Annotated in this window: 17 protein-coding genes; 3 read left to right on the forward strand and 14 right to left on the reverse strand. The window is 70.9% G+C overall.

Annotated elements, in window-relative coordinates; all coding sequences use genetic code 11:
* Positions 1–51: 51 nt before the first annotated feature.
* Entirely contained in the window at positions 52–1,725 is a 1,674-nt protein-coding gene (locus tag AB0F01_RS26700) for a penicillin-binding transpeptidase domain-containing protein (protein WP_362100734.1), read from the reverse strand.
* 213 nt (positions 1,726–1,938) lie between these two features.
* Positions 1,939–3,582, reverse strand: coding sequence for a penicillin-binding transpeptidase domain-containing protein (locus tag AB0F01_RS26705; protein WP_362100737.1), 1,644 nt, complete (start codon positions 3,580–3,582; stop codon positions 1,939–1,941).
* Positions 3,583–3,913: 331 nt separating this feature from the next.
* On the opposite strand from AB0F01_RS26705, the gene AB0F01_RS26710 reads away from it, so the two are divergent.
* Entirely contained in the window at positions 3,914–4,312 is a 399-nt protein-coding gene (locus AB0F01_RS26710; protein WP_362100740.1) for a hypothetical protein, read from the forward strand.
* Between the two features lie 266 nt (positions 4,313–4,578).
* On the opposite strand, the gene AB0F01_RS26715 is transcribed toward AB0F01_RS26710, so the two are convergent.
* From AB0F01_RS26715 to AB0F01_RS26770, 12 genes are all read right to left on the reverse strand, one after another.
* Positions 4,579–5,844: a site-specific integrase gene (locus AB0F01_RS26715; protein WP_362100742.1), complete on the reverse strand. Its 1,266-nt coding sequence runs from the start codon at positions 5,842–5,844 to the stop codon at positions 4,579–4,581.
* 79 nt (positions 5,845–5,923) lie between these two features.
* Positions 5,924–6,160, reverse strand: a complete 237-nt coding sequence (locus tag AB0F01_RS26720; RefSeq protein WP_163080355.1) for a helix-turn-helix domain-containing protein — start codon at positions 6,158–6,160, stop codon at positions 5,924–5,926.
* Positions 6,161–6,595: 435 nt separating this feature from the next.
* Positions 6,596–8,074, reverse strand: coding sequence for an ATP-binding protein (locus AB0F01_RS26725; protein ID WP_362100908.1), 1,479 nt, complete (start codon positions 8,072–8,074; stop codon positions 6,596–6,598).
* Positions 8,075–8,076: 2 nt separating this feature from the next.
* Positions 8,077–8,964: a bifunctional DNA primase/polymerase gene (locus AB0F01_RS26730; protein WP_362100745.1), complete on the reverse strand. Its 888-nt coding sequence runs from the start codon at positions 8,962–8,964 to the stop codon at positions 8,077–8,079.
* A 90-nt stretch (positions 8,965–9,054) separates the two neighbouring features.
* Positions 9,055–9,507: a hypothetical protein gene (locus AB0F01_RS26735; RefSeq protein ID WP_362100748.1), complete on the reverse strand. Its 453-nt coding sequence runs from the start codon at positions 9,505–9,507 to the stop codon at positions 9,055–9,057.
* 207 nt (positions 9,508–9,714) lie between these two features.
* A complete protein-coding gene (locus tag AB0F01_RS26740; protein ID WP_362100751.1) occupies positions 9,715–11,841 on the reverse strand; it encodes an ATP-binding protein in 2,127 nt (708 codons plus the stop codon).
* 105 nt (positions 11,842–11,946) lie between these two features.
* Entirely contained in the window at positions 11,947–12,264 is a 318-nt protein-coding gene (locus AB0F01_RS26745) for a hypothetical protein (protein WP_362100754.1), read from the reverse strand.
* Positions 12,261–12,611: an RRQRL motif-containing zinc-binding protein gene (locus AB0F01_RS26750; protein WP_362100911.1), complete on the reverse strand. Its 351-nt coding sequence runs from the start codon at positions 12,609–12,611 to the stop codon at positions 12,261–12,263. Before AB0F01_RS26750 ends, AB0F01_RS26745 begins: the two co-directional genes overlap by 4 nt.
* Positions 12,611–13,474 carry a protein spdB gene (locus tag AB0F01_RS26755; RefSeq protein WP_362100757.1) on the reverse strand — a complete coding sequence of 288 codons (864 nt, stop codon included), beginning with the start codon at positions 13,472–13,474 and terminating at the stop codon, positions 12,611–12,613. The genes AB0F01_RS26750 and AB0F01_RS26755 overlap by 1 nt, the downstream gene beginning before the upstream one ends.
* A complete protein-coding gene (locus AB0F01_RS26760) occupies positions 13,471–13,752 on the reverse strand; it encodes a DUF6303 family protein (RefSeq protein ID WP_362100760.1) in 282 nt (93 codons plus the stop codon). The genes AB0F01_RS26755 and AB0F01_RS26760 overlap by 4 nt, the downstream gene beginning before the upstream one ends.
* A complete protein-coding gene (locus tag AB0F01_RS26765) occupies positions 13,749–14,018 on the reverse strand; it encodes a DUF6284 family protein (protein WP_362100763.1) in 270 nt (89 codons plus the stop codon). Before AB0F01_RS26765 ends, AB0F01_RS26760 begins: the two co-directional genes overlap by 4 nt.
* 92 nt (positions 14,019–14,110) lie before the next feature.
* The gene (locus tag AB0F01_RS26770; RefSeq protein ID WP_362100765.1) at positions 14,111–14,284 is read right to left on the reverse strand and encodes a hypothetical protein; all 174 of its coding nucleotides are present in this window, start codon (positions 14,282–14,284) and stop codon (positions 14,111–14,113) included.
* A gap of 393 nt (positions 14,285–14,677) precedes the next feature.
* Between AB0F01_RS26770 and AB0F01_RS26775 the strand changes: the two genes are divergently transcribed.
* Entirely contained in the window at positions 14,678–15,472 is a 795-nt protein-coding gene (locus tag AB0F01_RS26775) for a GntR family transcriptional regulator (RefSeq protein WP_362100769.1), read from the forward strand.
* Positions 15,469–16,134, forward strand: a complete 666-nt coding sequence (locus AB0F01_RS26780) for a YdcF family protein (protein WP_362100772.1) — start codon at positions 15,469–15,471, stop codon at positions 16,132–16,134. The genes AB0F01_RS26775 and AB0F01_RS26780 overlap by 4 nt, the downstream gene beginning before the upstream one ends.
* Positions 16,135–16,387 lie beyond the last annotated feature (253 nt).

Consider the following 16,387-nt stretch of genomic DNA (forward strand, 5'->3'; position numbering starts at 1 on the left):
CGCCCCGCACCCCTGGCCCGCCGGGTTCGGCCCGTCCGGCCCCGGGCCCGGTCAGCCGCCCAGCTTCAGCAGCGACGCCACGATCGGCCCCGCCGACGACCCGCCGTGCCCGCCCTGCTGGACGACCGCCGCGCCCGCCACGTCCCCGCGGTAGGCGGTGAACCAGCCGTTGGGCTTCTTCTGCCCGTCCACTTCCGCCGACCCGGTCTTGGCGCCCTTGTCACCCGGAACCCCGGCCATCGCCTCCGCGGCCGTGCCGGAGGTCGCCGTGTACGCCATCAGGTCCCGCAACTGCGCCGCCGTCCCCGGCGACATGGTGCGCGCGGCCTTCGCCAGCGTCCGGCCGTCCACCTCCGGTGAGACCAGGTACGGCTGACGGAACACGCCCGCCTTGACCGTCGCCGACACCGACGCCATGTTCAGCGGGTTCATCCGTACCCCGCCCTGGCCGATCAGGGAAGCCGCCATCGACGCGTCCGACTGCACCGGCACCGAGCCGTCGAAGGTGGCCACGCCCACCTGCCAGTCGTTCTTCGACAGCCCGAAGACCTGCTGGGCCTGCTTCGTCAGGTCGTCGTTCCCCAGTTCCGGCGCCTGGCTGATGAACGCGGTGTTGCAGGAGCGGGCGAAGCTGGCCCGGAACGTGCCGTCCTTGATCTGGAACTTGTCGAGGTTCTGGAACTTCCAGCCGCCGTAGCTGAAGTACTTGGGGCAGGGGTGCTTGTCGTCGACGCCCGCCAGGTTCTTCTCCAGCAGCATCGAGGCCGTGACGACCTTCATCGTCGAACCGGGGGCCAACGAGCCCTGGAACGCGGTGTTGAAGCCCCGTGAGGAGTTCGCCGCCGCGAGGATCTCCCCGGTCGACGGGCGCACCAGCACCACCGACGCCCGGCGCTTCTTGGCGACCTGGGCCTCGGCGGCGGCCTGGAGCTTCGGATCCAGCGTGGTCTCCACCGTGCCCGGGGTGCCCTCGCTCAGCGCCAGCAGCGTCTTGTCGGACAGCTCCGCCTTCTCGGACGCCTTGCCGCGCACCACCCGGAGCTCGATCCCCGCCGTGCCGCCGGCCGTCTTGCCGTACTTCTCGCGCAGCCCGTCCAGCACCAGGCCCAGGCTCGGGTACTTCGCGGTGGTCAGCTCGCCGCCGTCCCGGTCCAGGGCCTTGACCGGCGGGGTGCCCGACTCGCCGGTGACCAGCCGGTCGCCGTCCTTGAGGTCGGGGTGCACCACCGACGACCGCCAGGCGACCCGCGGTTCGCCGTCCGCGGCCCCCCGGACGACGGTCAGCACGCTGGCGTAGGAGAGCGGCTTGCTGATGTCCCCGTGCTCCACCGTGCCCTTGACGGAGAAGGGGACCTTGTCCCCGGTCGGCTCGGACGGGGTGAGGGAGACGTCCCGGACCCGGGCGTCCTTGGTGTATCCGGTGAGCAGGGCGGTGGCGGCCTTCGGGTCGTCGGTGAGGGCGGCGGCCTCGCTCACCTCGCCCTGCTGCCAGGCGGTGAGGAACCGCTCGGCCGTCCCGGTGATCTCGGCGGCGGTCAGCGGGCCCGTCTTCACCTTCTCCGCCTGCTGAGCGGACGCCGAGCGGGTGTCGTCCTCGGCGGCGGCACCGCCCCCGAACAGCGCGTAGGCGCCGACCCCGGCGCCCCCGACCACCACGGCGATCATCCCGCCCAGCACGGCGGGTCTTGTCTTCCGTCGCTCGACGACGCGCTTCCTGTTGCCCACTGCTGTCCGTTCCTCCGCTGCTCGCCGGGCCCCCGCAGCCCCTGGGGTGTGTGTCCGGCACCGGCCCGTGGCGTCGCGCCGCCGGGCTCGGGTGCGCCAGGACGTCTCCTGGTGGCCGTCGTGACGGGCCTGTGCACACACGACGGCCCTACCCTAGTGCCGCGGCAGACGCCGCCTGTTGCGGTACTGGGGTCCCGCGCGGGACCGGCCCGCTCAGCCCACCGCTCGTAGCACGGCCGCGACGATCGGACCGGCCGCGTCGCCGCCGTGCCCGCCCTGCTGGGCCATGGCCGCCGCCGCGACGTCGCCCCGGAAACCGGTGAACCAGCTGTCGGACGTGGCGTTGCCGTCGACCTCGGCGGAGCCCGTCTTCGCCCCGATGTCACCGCTGAGCCCGGCCATCGCCTTCCGCCCGGTGCCCTGCGTGGCGGTGAGCCGCATCATCTGCTTGAGCTGGGCGGCGGTCCTGGCCGACAGACCCTCGGCCCGCGCCAGTTGACGCCCGTCCAGCCGGGGGGAGACCAGGTACGGCTGCCGGAAGGTGCCGGTGATGGCGGTGGCCGTCACCGAGGCCATGGTCAGCGGGTTCATCTGCACCTGGCCCTGACCGATGGCGTTCGCCGCCCGGTCCGGTCCGCTCACGGCCGGCACCCGCCCGTCGAAGGAGGCGATGCCGGTCTTCCAGTCGTCCCGGCCCAGCCCGAACCGGTTCTGCGCCTCCTGGGTGAGGGAGGCGTCGGTGAGCGGCTTCTCGTCGATCAGCTTGATGAAGGCGGTGTTGCAGGAGCGCAGGAAGCTGTCGGCGAGGCTGGCGTTCTCGTTCGGCTGCAGCCCGGTGATGTTCTTGAAGGTCTGGCTCTGCCAGGTCGCGGTGGCGGGGCAGGGCGCCGGTCCGTTCATCGTGGTCACACCGTGGTCGATGAGCATGGCCGCGGTGATGATCTTCATGGTGGAGCCGGGGGCGACCCTGCCGAGGAAGGCCGCGTTGAAGCCGTCCTCGCGCTGGTTGGCCATGGCCAGCACCTCACCGGTGCTCGGCTGCACCGCCACCACCGAGGCGTTGCGGTGCGACTTCACCGCCTCCTCCGCCGCCGTCTGCGCCGCCGCGCTGAGCGTCGTACGGAGCTTGCCGGCCTTGCCCTTCCTCAGGGTCACCAGCGGGGTGTCGGCGGGCGTCTCGCCCGAGGCGTCCCCGGCGTGCCGGATCACCAGCTCGACAGCGGGGGTGCCGCCCGCCTTGTCGCCGTACTTCTCGCGCAGGGTGTCCAGGACCGGGCCCAGCGACGGGTGGTCGGCCTTCGTGAGCACCTTGCCGTTCCGCCCCACCGCCTCGATGGGAGGCTGCTCCGACTTCCCGGTGACCAGGGTGTCGCCCTCCTGCAGGTCCGGATGGACCACCGACGGCTCCCAGTCCACCAGCGCCCGCCCGGTCGACTTCCCCCGCACCACCGTCAGTTCGCTCGCGTACTCCAGCGGCGCCGACCTGCCCTCGAACGTCACGGTCGCCCGGACGCGGAAGGGCACGGTGGCTCCGGCGGGCGTGCCCGGGGAGATCCGCACCCCGGTGATCCGGGCGTCCTCCCCGTACGCCTCCAGCAGCGCGCCCGCCTCCTGCGCGTTGTCGGTCAGCGCCGCCGCCTGCGCCGCGCGCCCCTTCTCCCAGGCCGTGAAGAACGCGCCGGACGCCTTCTTCACCTCGGCCCCTTCCGGCGGCCCCGACTTCGGCACCGCCGCCGACGCCCCCGGCCCGCCGTCCCCGCCGATCGCCGACACGAAGGTGTACGCGCCGTACCCGGCCCCGCCGACCATCACCGCGAACACCCCGCCGACGACGGCGACCTTGACCCCCTTGCCCATCGGGCGACTCCCCTCCCCACCGGTCCCCCCACGCCTTGTGGACATGTCCATGAGGTCCGATGCCCTGGCACTCTACGCACGGCGCGTGACAGAGGAGCCACTGTTTCCGTTCGGTGGCCGAAGCGAAAGGGGGTTGTTTGCGTGGGCGGGAGTGCCGCTCGGGCCGGAACCCCCGCGCCCCGGACCTCGTACGCCGACCCGAGGGGCGAGGGGCGAGCCGCCGAGCCGCGGGACCGGCGTGCACCGACGGTGCCGGACCGCCCGGAGCGCGTCCCCCTGGGACCCTCACAGGGCCTGGTCACCGAGGTGGGAGACAGTGTGTGGCGGTCCAGTGAGTGAGCGAGGGGCGGGGCAGGGCGTGGGACTGCGCAGCTGGTGGACGGACCGCAGAGCGGGCGCCCGGATCGATCGCATGGCCGAGGCGGTGCACGCCGGGCGGGTCCTGGTCGCCGACGCCACGGCCTACGAGACATGGGAGCGGCGCCTGGCGAGGGCGGGCACCACGGGTGTCCTGGAGGTCCACGGCGACCACATCCACTTCACCGCGAACGCCGAACTCACGGAACCGGGCGGCGGCTGGCAGACCTCGCGGACCCGGATCGCGGACGTACGTGACGGTGACGAGCCCGGCGAACTGGTGGTCGCCTTTCACACCCCGGCGCAGTTCCGGGCCATCGTGGCCGCACCCTTCCGGCACGTGGACAAATGGCGTGCACTGAAGGCTGGTTGAGGCACCGGACGCCCTCCGGGGCACCGCGCGCGTCCGTCCGGAGGAGACCCGGCCGGCGCGTCCGACCCTCGCGTCGGCCGGGGCCCGGTCGGCCCGGGCCCCGTCACCGCCGTCGCAGTCACACCCACGTATCGAGCCACATCCGCGCCCGCCAGTCGTCGATGGGGATGGCCTGGCCGGTGTAGAGGGGCCAGAAGTAGATAAAGTTCGTGTGCTCCGGCCCCGTGGGGCCCCGACCAGGGCGTTCGTCTCTGGCCGGGGCCGTATCAGGCGGCTTGGGCCGTCCCTGGGCCGTGATCATGCGTGCTCGACGCCAGGTAGAGGCTGTCGACGGCCTTTCGGGTGCGTCCCTCGCTGCTCGGCATGAGGTGCGTGTACGTCCGGAGCGTGAAGCCCGGATCGCTGTGACCGAGGTACTGGCTCAGGGCTCGGATGCTCTCGCCGGCGTCCAGCAGCACGGAGGCGTAGAAGTGCCTGAGCGCGTGCATCCCGTGCTCGCGGGCGGACGCGTAGCGCTCGCCCGGCTTCGCCTCGGGGATGATGCCGGCGGCGGCCAAAGCGGGTTTCCAATAGTGATCGTTGAAGTGGCTCACACGGACGTGGTCGCCCTCAGCTCCGCTGAAGATGAGCCGCTTGGTCACGAGAGGGCCGTCGGGCGTACGCCAGGGAAGCGTCACGTCGATCGGCTCGCACTCATCGGCGTGGGCCCGGAGAGCGGTCGCCACAGCCTTGGGGAGCGGCACGTCGCGGACCTTGCCGCCCTTGGGGAGGGCGAAAACATACTTGCCCCGGATCCGCTTGAGCTGATGGCCCACGGCCAGCCATCCGCCTTCGAAGTCGAGTTCATCGACGGACAGACCGAAGATCTCGCCCTGTCGCAGTCCGCATCCCGCCCCGGCATCCACGGCGGCCTGGTAGCGCCGGGGGAGGGCCGTGCGCACCCCGAAGACATGCTCTGCCGTCCACGGGATGACGCGCGGCTTGCCGGCCTTCGGGAGTTGCACCGTGCGGGCCCGGCAGGGGTTCTTGCTGAGCAGTCCGTCGTCGACCGCCGCACTCAGCGCAGCGGAGACGGTTCCCACGATGATGCGGCGATGCGACTCCGCCGGCACTGTGGCTTCAAGGGCGGCGATCCAGGCGCGGATGTGCTCGGGCTTGAAGGAGCCGAGCGGGCGCGAGCCGATGTGGGGGTAGGCGTGCAGCCGGAGCCGACGCTCCGCGGCCTCACGGCTGTTGATCTCGCCGGTGTGCGTCTGCACCCAGCGTTCCGCGTACTGCCGGAATGTCGTCCGGGAGGAGCGCGGGTCGACGTACTGGCCACGGGACATGTCCGCTTCGATGTGCGCGAGCCACTGCTTGGCGAGCCGCAGCTCCTTGTCACGGAACGACTTGCTCTTCTCGGTGCCGTCCGGGCCGACGTACCGGGCGCGGTAGCGGAGGCCCGTTCCGTGGCGGTCGGTCTTGGTTTTGACGGGCTTCCCGTTGGCGTCGGTCTCGGTCTTGTACCAGCGGTCCTGGATGTGGCCTGCCATGGGGCGGCGGTCCTCTCTCAACACACAGCAGGGAGAGCCGCGCACGGCGGCTCTCCCTGCTGTGTGTGGTGGTGTCTGGCTAGGCGGCGGTGGCGGTGTTCTTGAGGGCGGTGACGTAGGCGCGTACGTCGGTGGGGTCGTAGCGGAGGTGCTTGCCGATGCGGAAGCCGGGCGGGCCGGTGCGCTTCTTGCGCCACTGGTAGACGGTCTCCAGGGGCACCTCGAACATCTCGGCGATGTCGGCGGGGGTGAGGTACCGGTCGGGGAGGCCGCCGCGGAGAGTGGCGCGGGGGTCGGGGGCCGTCGGCTGTGCCATAGGGACTCCAAGCGGGGAGGGCATGGCCGCCTCTGTCCGAGGTAGGGAACTCTGCGTCATCGCGTCACCTGTGACACGCGTTGCTCTGACCTGCGGTCTAGCGGTGACGCAGGACTTCTGGGCACGTCATCTGGTGACACAGCACTTCGTCACCAGATGACGCGGGTGACGCCCGATGACGCAGGGTCCGCTTCCCTGCGTCACCGCTGTAACGGCAGGTCGCCGGGCGCTTGCCGTCTTCGGGTGACGCAGGTGACGCAGCGTCTCTTCCCTTCGGACAAGAGAAGGGGATGTCTGTTGTGGTGCGCGGTTCAAGCGAGAAGAAGGAGCCGCTTCGCGGCGCGACCATCGCTGGGCGGCTGCCGCCGCCGAACAGCAAGAGGAGCACGCCGGGCGGGGTGCTCCTCTTGCTTGTGCAGGGCGTGGTGCCGCCGGTCAGAACGCTGGTGCCTGCTCGTGAGTGGGCGGCGGGGCCGGGGGGCGGGTCATCTCGATGAAGCGCGCCGTGCTGGTGCGGCCCCAGTCGATGAGAACGCCCCGGGCGGCGAGGGTGGGCTGAAGGCGCTTGAGACGGTCGGAGAGCACCTTGCCCGTGGTCGGCCACCCCTTGGGCAGGGGACGGCACTCCTCGCCGCTGTAGAGGCCGGTGAGGCAGTGCAGCCACTCAGTCGACGTCATCCGCTGCTCTGCCCCGGCGTCCAGGCCGGCGGCGTGCTTCAGCACGGTCTGTGCCAGGAGGTCGCCTTCGATGACGTCATCGTTCAGGTCGTCCAGGGCGGCCCGGTAGGCGCCCAGCGCTCCGAGACCGGTCGCCGCGTCCAGCTGCGCGCACAGGTGCGCGAAGTCGGCCATGCGCAGGTCAGTGGGGATGTCCGCTTCCGCCGCGCGCACCTGCACGGTGAGGTCCAGGAGGGAGCCCAGGATCACGGGCAGGGCCTCTTCGAACTCCGCCCACAGTTCCGCTTCGGTACGCCGGGTGCGGGGGCGTTCCAGGCGCAGCGGGAGGAGTCGTTCGGCGAGGTCGGGCCGGATGACGCCCACGTCGATGCCGGTCAGGAGCAGGGGGCGGCGATAGCGGGCGCGGACGACGTCGCCGTCGGTGTAGAGGGCGCGCTTGATGGTCTCGGCACCGGTGACGATGCAGCACATGAGGTCGGACAGGTCTGGGGCGAGGTGAGAGAGGTTGTCCAGGGCGGTGACCCAACCGGCAGCCACGGCCGCGATCAGGTTCTCCTCGTCCTTCGGTGCCCGGCGCAGGTCCCCGGTCATGCCCTCGATGATCCGCACGAGCATCCGGCCGCCGGTGGACTTCCCCGCGCCCTGCGGGCCGGTGAGGAACGGGGCGGGGACGGGCACAGACGGTTCAAGGCAGCCGATAAGCCAGGCGATGGCCAAGCACTCGGTCTCCGCAGTGGCGAAGTTGCACAGCCGCAGCAGGGCGTCGATGCCCTTGCCGTCGGTGTCCTTGACGGGCACGGGCAGTTCCCCAGTGAGCTGGGTGCGCCGCCAGCACACCTCACGCGGGTCGGGAATGGCGATGTCCCAGCCGGTGGGATGGATACGGACCGACCGCCCGTCGTCGCGGCCCAGGTCCAGCCACGTCGCACCGTCGAATCCGGGAGCCACGCGGATGTGAACGGGCTGTACTTGCTGGCTCATCGCCAGTGCCTCGATCAAGTCCAGTGCCTCCTTCAGAGCGGTGCCGTTGAACACGCCGTGCCCGTCGTTGAACAGGCCGACCATGAGTTCCTGCCGGTGACTGCCCGAGGTGCCCTGAGAGCGGATCGGACGGGCCACGGGGTGGCCGTTGCGCTGCGCGTACACGGTCCCGTCGGCGGTGCGGAAGTACCGGAAGTGCGCCTGCGCGTAATCGGCGATGACCTCGCGGGCGGGAGTCTTCTCGTCCTCGGACATGGTCACAGTCCCAACGTCGTACGGGCGTTGGTCCACGCATCCGCGCAGTGCCGCGGGGACTCGCCCTTGGCCTGCGCGGCGGTGAACAGACGGGCGATGTGGGCGTCGGTCAGGCAGCCGCATCGGCCGTGCCGGGACAGCACCGCGAGGAACACCCGGTAAACGGTCGCGTGAACAGCCCTGGACGCCTCGGTGATGCGCTGCTCTGCCATGGCGACGCCACGCTCCAGGTAGGCGGGCGTACGGTGCGGGCACTCCCCGCCCTGGACACCGGCGGGCGCGACGGCCGCTCGCACCGCCAGGCGGGCCGCAGGAGGCTCCTTGACGGCCAGGGCCCGTGCGGCGTCCGGCAGGTCGGCCATCGGGCCGGTGCCGGGGCCGAGGTAGCGGGCGTAAGACATGGTCGACTTGATGTCGACGCCGGGCCGGACCGCGTTCCGCGAGGGCATGGTGCCCCGGTAGATCCAGTGTTCCCCGCGCGTCGTCGGCACAGTCCGCGTCGCGGGCAGGGCGGTCCGGGCCCAGACCATGGCTCCCGCGTCGTCCAGGTCGACGACGGTCAGGCCGGCGCCGCCGGGGTGGTAGCCGACGCACACCGCCCGCCGCCACGCCGCCGCCCATGCGGCTGAGGTGATGACGTCCGGGTCGGTGGTGGCCGCGGCCCAGGCGTGGCAGATGCCGGGGCACTGGCAGGGGCCGGGGGTCTTCATGTTCGGCCGGCCGCCGCACGCGTTGCCGGCGCACGAGGGGCAGTTGCCGAACGGCACCTTGCCCCGTCGCAGCGGCAGCACCGGCACACCCTTCGCGGCCAGCGACAGTGCCGTCCGTAGGTGTTCCGGCAGCGGCGGTCGTGGGCGGGTGTCTCGCCGGATGGTGGCGGGTTGGGTCATGCTGGATGCCTCCAACAGATCTGTTGCGGATTGGTTGGGCAAGGGCGGCCCCGGTTCATTGGCGTGAGTGGGGGGCCGCCCTTGGCGTAGCTAGCCGTGGAAGTGGTTGCGCTTGATCACGGCGCGGCGGATGTTCACGGTCGTGCCGCCCTTGTGGCCGCTCCCGCTGAGCACCTGGATGGCGATCCAGCCGCCGAAGATGACGGCGGCGAGGGTGATGAGCTGGCCGATGAACGCGGTGAGGGCGGCGATGAACGAGGTGAGCAGGAGCAGTCCGCCGCACACTGCGAGGAACCCGACGCCTCCGAGGGCGACGTTCACCGCCGCGCGGGAGATGGCCGGCTTGGTGGTGACGGGTTCGGGGCGGGCGGGGTCGATGGCGTAGCCGGTGACGACGTGGCCGTCCGGGAGGACGATGCTCGCCACTGTCGGAACGGTGCCCGGCTGCGCCGGAACGACCGGCGCGGAGTGGATGACCGGGGGCGGTATCGGGGTGGGCTGGTGTACTTTCACGGCCCGCTGAGGGGTGTGGTCGGGGTACATGCGGAATCCCTTCCGGCGTATGGCCAGGGAGGTGGAGACACCCCCTTTCGGGGTGCCGTGTGGAGGGTGTTTCGGGGGTCTGACCTGCGGGCCTCCCTGACTCCCTGAACGATCATTCGTGCAGGTCAGGGCCAGGGAGGTGGGTCAGGGAGGTGGTCAGGGAGTTCTCCCTGCCTCCCTGACCCGCAGCGGGTCGGCTCCCTGCGATCAGTTGGCGGAAGCGGAACCCTCACTGTTGCGGTTGGTGAGGGCGCGGGCGACGCGGTCGCGGGAGACGACCATGACGCCGTCGGACTTGTAGGGCTCGGCGTCGGCGTCGTCCAGGACGCGCTTGAGGTCGATGAACGACCACTCGCCATAGGCGCTGGGGTTGCGGGTGGCGAGGCGGGCGAGGACGTCCTTGGTGCGGACGCGGGGTGCGTCGCCGATGACGGCGGCGATGTCGGCGAGCGGGTCGTGCTCCTCTTTGTGCTCGATGGCGTGGAGGGTGGTGACGCCGTCGCGCAGGGCCTTGGCCCGGTCGGTGATTGCGGTGGCTGCGTCGTCGTCGATGTAGTGGGTGCGCACCGTGATGGACGACTGCCCCGCCGGGATGGTGATCCCGTCGGAGGCGACGACCAGGGTTCCCCGGTCCAGGCCGGGACGGAGCAGGTTCGGTGCGGCGCCGCCGTCGACGGCCTTGTCCCCGAGTGCCATGCGGGCCTGCGACTCGGTGCCGAGGGCGAGGGAGGCGCGGGTGTGGGCGCCCTCGCGCACCAGCTTGGGCAGGTTCTCGTTGGTCGGGTCCTGGGTGCCCTGCCACATGAGCACGTTCACGGCCCGCCCCTGGTTGTGGATTTTGCGGACGGCCATGAAGTAGCGGGAGTTGGCCTTGCTGCCGCCGTAGGGGCGCTTGTCCTCGTCCTTGGCGGGGCACATGAACGCGACCTGCGCTTCGTCGACCAGCACGATGAGTGGCGGGAAGGTGGTGCCGGGCGGGGCCTGGATGCGGCGGTTCATCTCGGCCACCGCGCCCTCGACCATCTCGGTCACCTGGATCACGTGCTCATCGGTCGGCCCTTGGATGAGGGTGCGGGCGAGGCCGTCGAACATGGCCCAGTCGCCCACGCCCTTCAGGTCGCCGATGAGGAACTCCACCGACCGGTCAAGCGACAGCCACAGGGCCAGGGAGCGCAGGGCGACGGTCTTGCCCTGGTTGGACAGGCCCGTGATGAGCAGGTGCCGCTGGTAGAGGGACAGGGCGGCGGCGTCGCCGCGCAGGTCCTGACCCCACGGTGCCTTGCCCTTCTTGTAGTCGGCGGTCATCGTCTCGTCGGTGACCAGCGGCGACGGACCGATCGGCTCATCCAGCGCCCCGCTGTCGGCGATCCACAGGCGGACGGTGCGGGCGGCCTGCGGGATGGTGATGAACACCTCGTGCTCATGCCGGGTCAGGTTCTCCGCGAGCTTCCGCCGCCGGTTCTGCACCTCGATCGTCGACACCCCCGAGGGGAGCGTGACGTCGACCTCGACGCCGCATCCGGCGATCGTGATGGGTCCGAGCATGCTCGCGCCGGCATCGCCCATCTCCTTGATGGCGTTGCGCAGGGCGGAAATGCCGAGGTCGCGCAGTGCCTTGACCACGATGGACGGCGTGATCGGCTCCCCCTCACCCGACCGCACGTTCGCCGGGAGCGCCCACTGCGGGGCCGCCTGCTGCCGACGGCCCACCGACCACAGCGCGAGCAGCGCGAGGAACGGGCCGATGGTGATGGCCGGGCCCCACACGATCTGCACGATGCGGATCAGTAAGGCGATGAAGTCGATGGTCGCGGTCAGCGGCGTGACCACATCCCCGACCTGACCGGTGCTGATCGCCATCACAACGCCGAGGGCGACCAGCACACCGACGCTCATACCAGCGCCGACGGCTACACCCTTGGCGGCGTCGACCGGGGAGTGCAGGAGGTCCATGCGGCGGTGGTGGCGGGCGGCGCGGAAGCGGCTCAGCCGCTCCTCCCACTCCTCCGCCGCTTCCAGGTTCCCGGCGGCCTCCGCCGCCCGGATCATCCGCTCATAGCGGGCCCCGGTCCGGCCGTCCCACGCCCGACGGGCGGCGATCCTGCCGCCGTTGAACGTGTAGAGGCCGTGCCGGACGACGGCGCGGCCGGCCGACCGGGTGCGCTCGTGCGTGACAACGGTCTTCACCGCGCGGCCGGAGCGCACCCACAGCGGCACCGGCCGCGCGGGCGGCGCGTCCGGCACGACAGTGAGCACCGTCGGGGCCGTGCCGACGGTCGTGGGTTCGGCAGGCGGGTTGGAGTGCTTGTGGAGGTGAACGACGTTCTCAGACATGCTGGAACAGCTCCTGACTGCCCCCTTCGCGGGGCGGTTGTGGGTGAGAGCCGGGGTGGCCGGGTCCGTGGAAAGAGCGGCCACCCCGGTGCACGTTGGGGCTGGTCACCACCAGCCGGACGACTTCTTGGCCGCCTTCTCGCGCGCGGCCTCCGTAATGAGCCGCTGCCGCTCGCCGTGCAGCGCGTTCAACTCCGCCGCGAGCCGCATCTCAGCGGCCGACGAGGTGGACTCCATCTGCGTTTCGGCGCGGCCGGCGCTGCGGCCCCGCGCGGTGCGGTAGGCGCCACCGGCGGCGGCGCGGAGCATGGCGCGGCGCTCGCGGCCGTTCAGCGGCCACAACTCACCCCGCCGCACGGCCTCCAGCTTCTTGCTGGTCGCCCGGATCTCGCGGTCCAGGCGGCGCAGGTCGGCGTTGCTCATCGGGTGCTCCCATCGGACCCGTGCGGGTCGGCGTCGGTGCAGGGCACGCAGGTGCCCAGCGAGGTGGGGATGACGTATCCGGCATCGCGCCGGCAGACAGGGCAGATGCGGCGGGCTCGGTTGGCCTTGGCCAGCGCCGCCCGCCGTGCCGGGGTCATTGGACGCACCGGCACGGCGAGGTCGACGCGGTAGAGGTAGGCGACCAGCGGGCCCCGTCGGCGGCGGGGCCGTTCGAGTTGCGCGGCCACGTCTTGACCGCCGGGCCGCAGGCCCAGGGCGCGGAGTTGGCGGCGGGTGGCGTAGCCGTCCGGGGCGAGGCGCCACCGGAACACCGGCAGCGCCCCCATCATGCGGCCACGCGCTTCCACGCGGCCCGCAGCCGCATCTCGCTCGCGGCGTGGCCGGCGGCGCGGAACCGGGCGGCCATCTCCCGGTAGGACAGGGCGGGTGTCTCGCTGGTGCGGATCTCGTCGACGATGACGTCCAGCGCATCATCGGTGAGAGCCGGTGCGCTCTCCAGCGACCGGGCCGCAACCGGCTCCGTCGGCCCCCACACGGGCAGTTCCCAGTGGGGGGTGACACCGGGTGTGACGCGGGCCGTCACGCTGGTCAGCGCCCTGCCGGTCTCCTCACCCGCGCGGGCCGTCTCCAGCGTCGACCACGCCCCCGCGAGGGTCTGCGCGGTCTTGGCCTGGACGCGTGCGACGCGGGCCCCGGCCTCCGTCACGGCCGTCAGCCGCGTCTCCTCGGTGGCCGCTTCCGCCCGCAGCCGGGCGCGTGCCACGGCGGCCTCGTCGCGCGCTTCCTGCTGGATACCGCGGATAGCGTCCAGCGCGACGGGGGTGAGGGCGGTGCGCTCCCACATCGCGTGCACCAGCCACAGGGCTTTGGCCGCGATCGGGAGCCAGGCGACGGCCAGCCATGCCCCGGCGGAGTGTTCTGCCGTGAGGGCGTGGGCGATGAGGACGCCGGCGGCGAGGATGCCGAAGGACCAGCCGACGGCGGTCACGGCGCGGTTGTGGTCGCCCTGTGCGGCGAGGCGGCGTTCGTAGGCGAGGGTGGCCAGCCATCCCCCGTCGATGCCGAGCCCGACGACCAGGGCGACCGGCCACGGCACCGCCGCCCCCAGCCACATGACGACCACGGCGAGGGTGAGCACCATGGACACGGCCGTCATCGCGACGGCCGGCAGAACGGTCTTCGCCCTCATGCCGCACCCCCGTCCCGGTCGCGCACCGTGACGGCCGCGATCAGCAGGACCGGGGTGGAGTCGTCGTCGGGGTCCCGGCTGTCTTCCGTCCAGGACCACACGGCGTCCGGTGCGACCTCGTAGCCGAGGGAGGCCAGCGCCGCCCGACGCTCCGCCCCGGTGGGGACCGGAGCGGTGCGCTCCCACCGGAAGGTGGGCCACTCGGTCTCGCCGTACAGCACGACGTACAGCCGCCATGCGCTGCCGTCGCTCGACATCTGCGCGGTCAGCGTCCTCACGCGGCACCCCCGGGCAGGCTCGCGCCGGCGTCCTGGTTGAGCAGGGCGACGCGGGCGGCGAGCGCGCGGCGGCGGGCCCGGCGGATGCGCCGGTTGTCCAGCTCGGTCGGCGTGCGGTCCAGGGTGACGATGTGCGCGTCCAGCAGCTCGACGTCCGCCAGGATGACGGGCATCTCCCGCTCGGTGGCGTCCAGTTCCGCGTTCGTCGGCTCCACGAAGTCGGCGAACGCGGTAACGGCGTCCTGAACAGTGACGATGGGGTTCATTGGGTCGTGTTTCCTCTCAGGATGGGACGGCCCGAACAGCGCCCCCGGAGCTGCAACTCCGGGGGCGCGCCGTTGTGTGGTGGGGTCCGCTGTCAGCGGTGGAGGACCTTGCGGATCTCGACGTTGCGGCCGTAGCCGTCGCGCAGGCGGACGACCTTGAAGCAGCCGCCGCCCACGTCGGTGATCAGGTGCTTCTCGCCCTCGTAGTCGACGACCGTGCCGACCTGGTCGACGTTGACGTGCTTGGGGTTGGTGATCCGGCGCATGCCTGCCCCTCTCGGGTCACTGGGACGGGGTGGACGACCGGCCCGCCCGAAGTGGGCGGGGAACCGGCTCCCCTCAGCGCTGCACGTACGAGACGCGCAGCGGAGGCAACCGGCGCGGCGGAAGCCGCGAGGGTCGATGCACGATCCAGTCGCGCGATCCGCCTTTTCGACTCGGGGAGGCGGGGCCCACCTCTGCAGTTGTCAAAGAGCTGGCGCTTCCTCCGAGCCCGTTTCACGGAGCCCCTTGGGACGGCATGGGAGCAGCCCGATGGGACGCCCCTGACTCGCTGTCCTGGGACTGCGAGCCGCTCGATAAGACCATGGCGCACAGTCCCAGGACTGTCAACAGTCCTGGGACTGTGTTTCACTGGTCGGTGTCGAGAGGAGTGCTGCATGGCGCCCAAGTGGCGGGAGCTTGCGGACCGACTGGCCGAACAGATCAGGAACGGCGAGTACGCGCCCGGTGCCCAGTTGCCGCAGATCAGGGACCTGGTGGAAGCGGGCGAAGGCTCGAAGTCCACCGTCCATGCGGCCTATAAGGCGTTGGAGGCCGAAGGGCTGGTCACGTCGTCGCGCGGACACGGCACGGTCGTCCGCGAGCGAGCCCCGCTCAAGCGGCTCGGCATCGCGCGGTACGACAAGGCCAAGTGGCGGGACGGCGATGAAGTGGCGTTCATCGCGGACCGCGTGGCGTCCGGCCGTACGTACAAGCGCAACGAGCAGACGCAGACCGTCAGCCGTGTTCCGGCGCCGGCCGTCGTCGCCCAGGCGCACGGTCTTCCGGAGGGCGCAGAGGTCTACGCACGTGCGCGCGTGGTCAAGGAAGGGTCACAGCCGACGCACACGCTGACCAGTTACTACCGTCCCGAGCACGTGGAAGGGACGCGCATCGTCGACCCGGCACCAGGGCCCGCCGGCCGGGGCGGTGGCTTCCGTGTCCTGTACGACGCTGGGTACGAGATCGACCACATGCAGGAGACGCTGTTCGCCCGGATCCCCACGGCGGACGAAGTCCAGCTGCTCCAGCTTGCACCGGGCGAATGGGTGGTGGAGCTGCACCGGACGACGTACACGGCCGACGGCACCGTGGTGGAGTTCGCGATCGGTGTCCACGCAGCGACACGCTTTGCCTGGACGTACGACTTCAAGGTCCCCGACTCAGCGAAAGCGGAGGGCGAGAGCAAGTGATCTCAGCACGGGCATGGGCCGACGCTCAACGGCTCTGGGACTTCCAACAGATGAGGCACGAACTGCGCCCATGCTCTGTTGCGATCGGGCTTGGCAGCCATGACCTGGGAGTCGCCGACACAACCGCCGATCTCTACCACCGGGGCATGATGCCGTTGATCGTCTTTACTGGGGCGACCAGCCGCACCACACGCGACCGCATGCCGCGCGGGGAGGCCGAGCACTACCGCGAGCGGGCGATGGAACTGAGAGTGCCGGCCGATGCCATCCTCGTGGAGCCGCGGGCCCGGAACACAGGAGAGAACATCCGCTTCTCCCGTGCACTCCTCGAAGAGCGCGGAGCCGCTGTGTCCTCCGTCCTCCTGATCAGCAAGCCGTACGAGGAACGACGGGCCTACGCGACCGCCCGCAAACTGTGGCCCGAAGTCGAGTGGGTCAACGCATCCACACCCATGACCCTGGCTGACTACGTGGACTCGATCGGAGACGCACGCCTCGTCATCGACATGTTGACCGGCGCGCAGCAGCGACTCATGGTCTACCCACAACAAGGATTCATGATCGAGCAGCCCGTACCCGAGGACGTGGTCGCAGCGTACGAGCGGCTGCGTGACGCCGGGTTCACAAGCCGACTCGTGGGAGACACCGTAGAGCGGAAGTAGCGACGCCCGGGAGCTGCGCGAGGCCTGCTGTGCTCAACCTTTCGCTTAGCACAGCCGCTCTTTCGTTACTGGCAAGTCATGTTCATCTAGAGGCTTTGGCCAAAGCAAAATAGATAGTTTGTTCGACTTTATCGATCCTACCCTCGAGGTCGGTGAGGTGCCTGCTACGCTCCTCGCTACTTGTTCGAAGGTGTGCAGGTGGAACCTCGTGGGGAGCCTGGTTCCAGCAATTAACAGCATGCTCACCTCCGAA

The sequence above is a fragment of the Streptomyces sp. NPDC029526 genome, from assembly GCF_040637405.1.
Lineage (GTDB): Bacteria > Actinomycetota > Actinomycetes > Streptomycetales > Streptomycetaceae > Streptomyces.

Bases quoted from the DNA above. Each gene is read 5' to 3' on its own strand.
- AB0F01_RS26705 (WP_362100737.1), bottom strand. From the start codon at position 3,582: ATGGGCAAGGGGGTCAAGGTCGCCGTCGTCGGCGGGGTGTTCGCGGTG.
- AB0F01_RS26715 (WP_362100742.1), bottom strand. From the start codon at position 5,844: ATGGCAGGCCACATCCAGGACCGCTGGTACAAGACCGAGACCGACGCC.
- AB0F01_RS26720 (WP_163080355.1), bottom strand. From the start codon at position 6,160: ATGGCACAGCCGACGGCCCCCGACCCCCGCGCCACTCTCCGCGGCGGC.
- AB0F01_RS26725 (WP_362100908.1), bottom strand. From the start codon at position 8,074: ATGTCCGAGGACGAGAAGACTCCCGCCCGCGAGGTCATCGCCGATTAC.
- AB0F01_RS26730 (WP_362100745.1), bottom strand. From the start codon at position 8,964: ATGACCCAACCCGCCACCATCCGGCGAGACACCCGCCCACGACCGCCG.
- AB0F01_RS26735 (WP_362100748.1), bottom strand. From the start codon at position 9,507: ATGTACCCCGACCACACCCCTCAGCGGGCCGTGAAAGTACACCAGCCC.
- AB0F01_RS26740 (WP_362100751.1), bottom strand. From the start codon at position 11,841: ATGTCTGAGAACGTCGTTCACCTCCACAAGCACTCCAACCCGCCTGCC.
- AB0F01_RS26745 (WP_362100754.1), bottom strand. From the start codon at position 12,264: ATGAGCAACGCCGACCTGCGCCGCCTGGACCGCGAGATCCGGGCGACC.
- AB0F01_RS26750 (WP_362100911.1), bottom strand. From the start codon at position 12,611: ATGGGGGCGCTGCCGGTGTTCCGGTGGCGCCTCGCCCCGGACGGCTAC.
- AB0F01_RS26755 (WP_362100757.1), bottom strand. From the start codon at position 13,474: ATGAGGGCGAAGACCGTTCTGCCGGCCGTCGCGATGACGGCCGTGTCC.
- AB0F01_RS26765 (WP_362100763.1), bottom strand. From the start codon at position 14,018: ATGAACCCCATCGTCACTGTTCAGGACGCCGTTACCGCGTTCGCCGAC.
- AB0F01_RS26770 (WP_362100765.1), bottom strand. From the start codon at position 14,284: ATGCGCCGGATCACCAACCCCAAGCACGTCAACGTCGACCAGGTCGGC.
- AB0F01_RS26775 (WP_362100769.1), top strand. From the start codon at position 14,678: ATGGCGCCCAAGTGGCGGGAGCTTGCGGACCGACTGGCCGAACAGATC.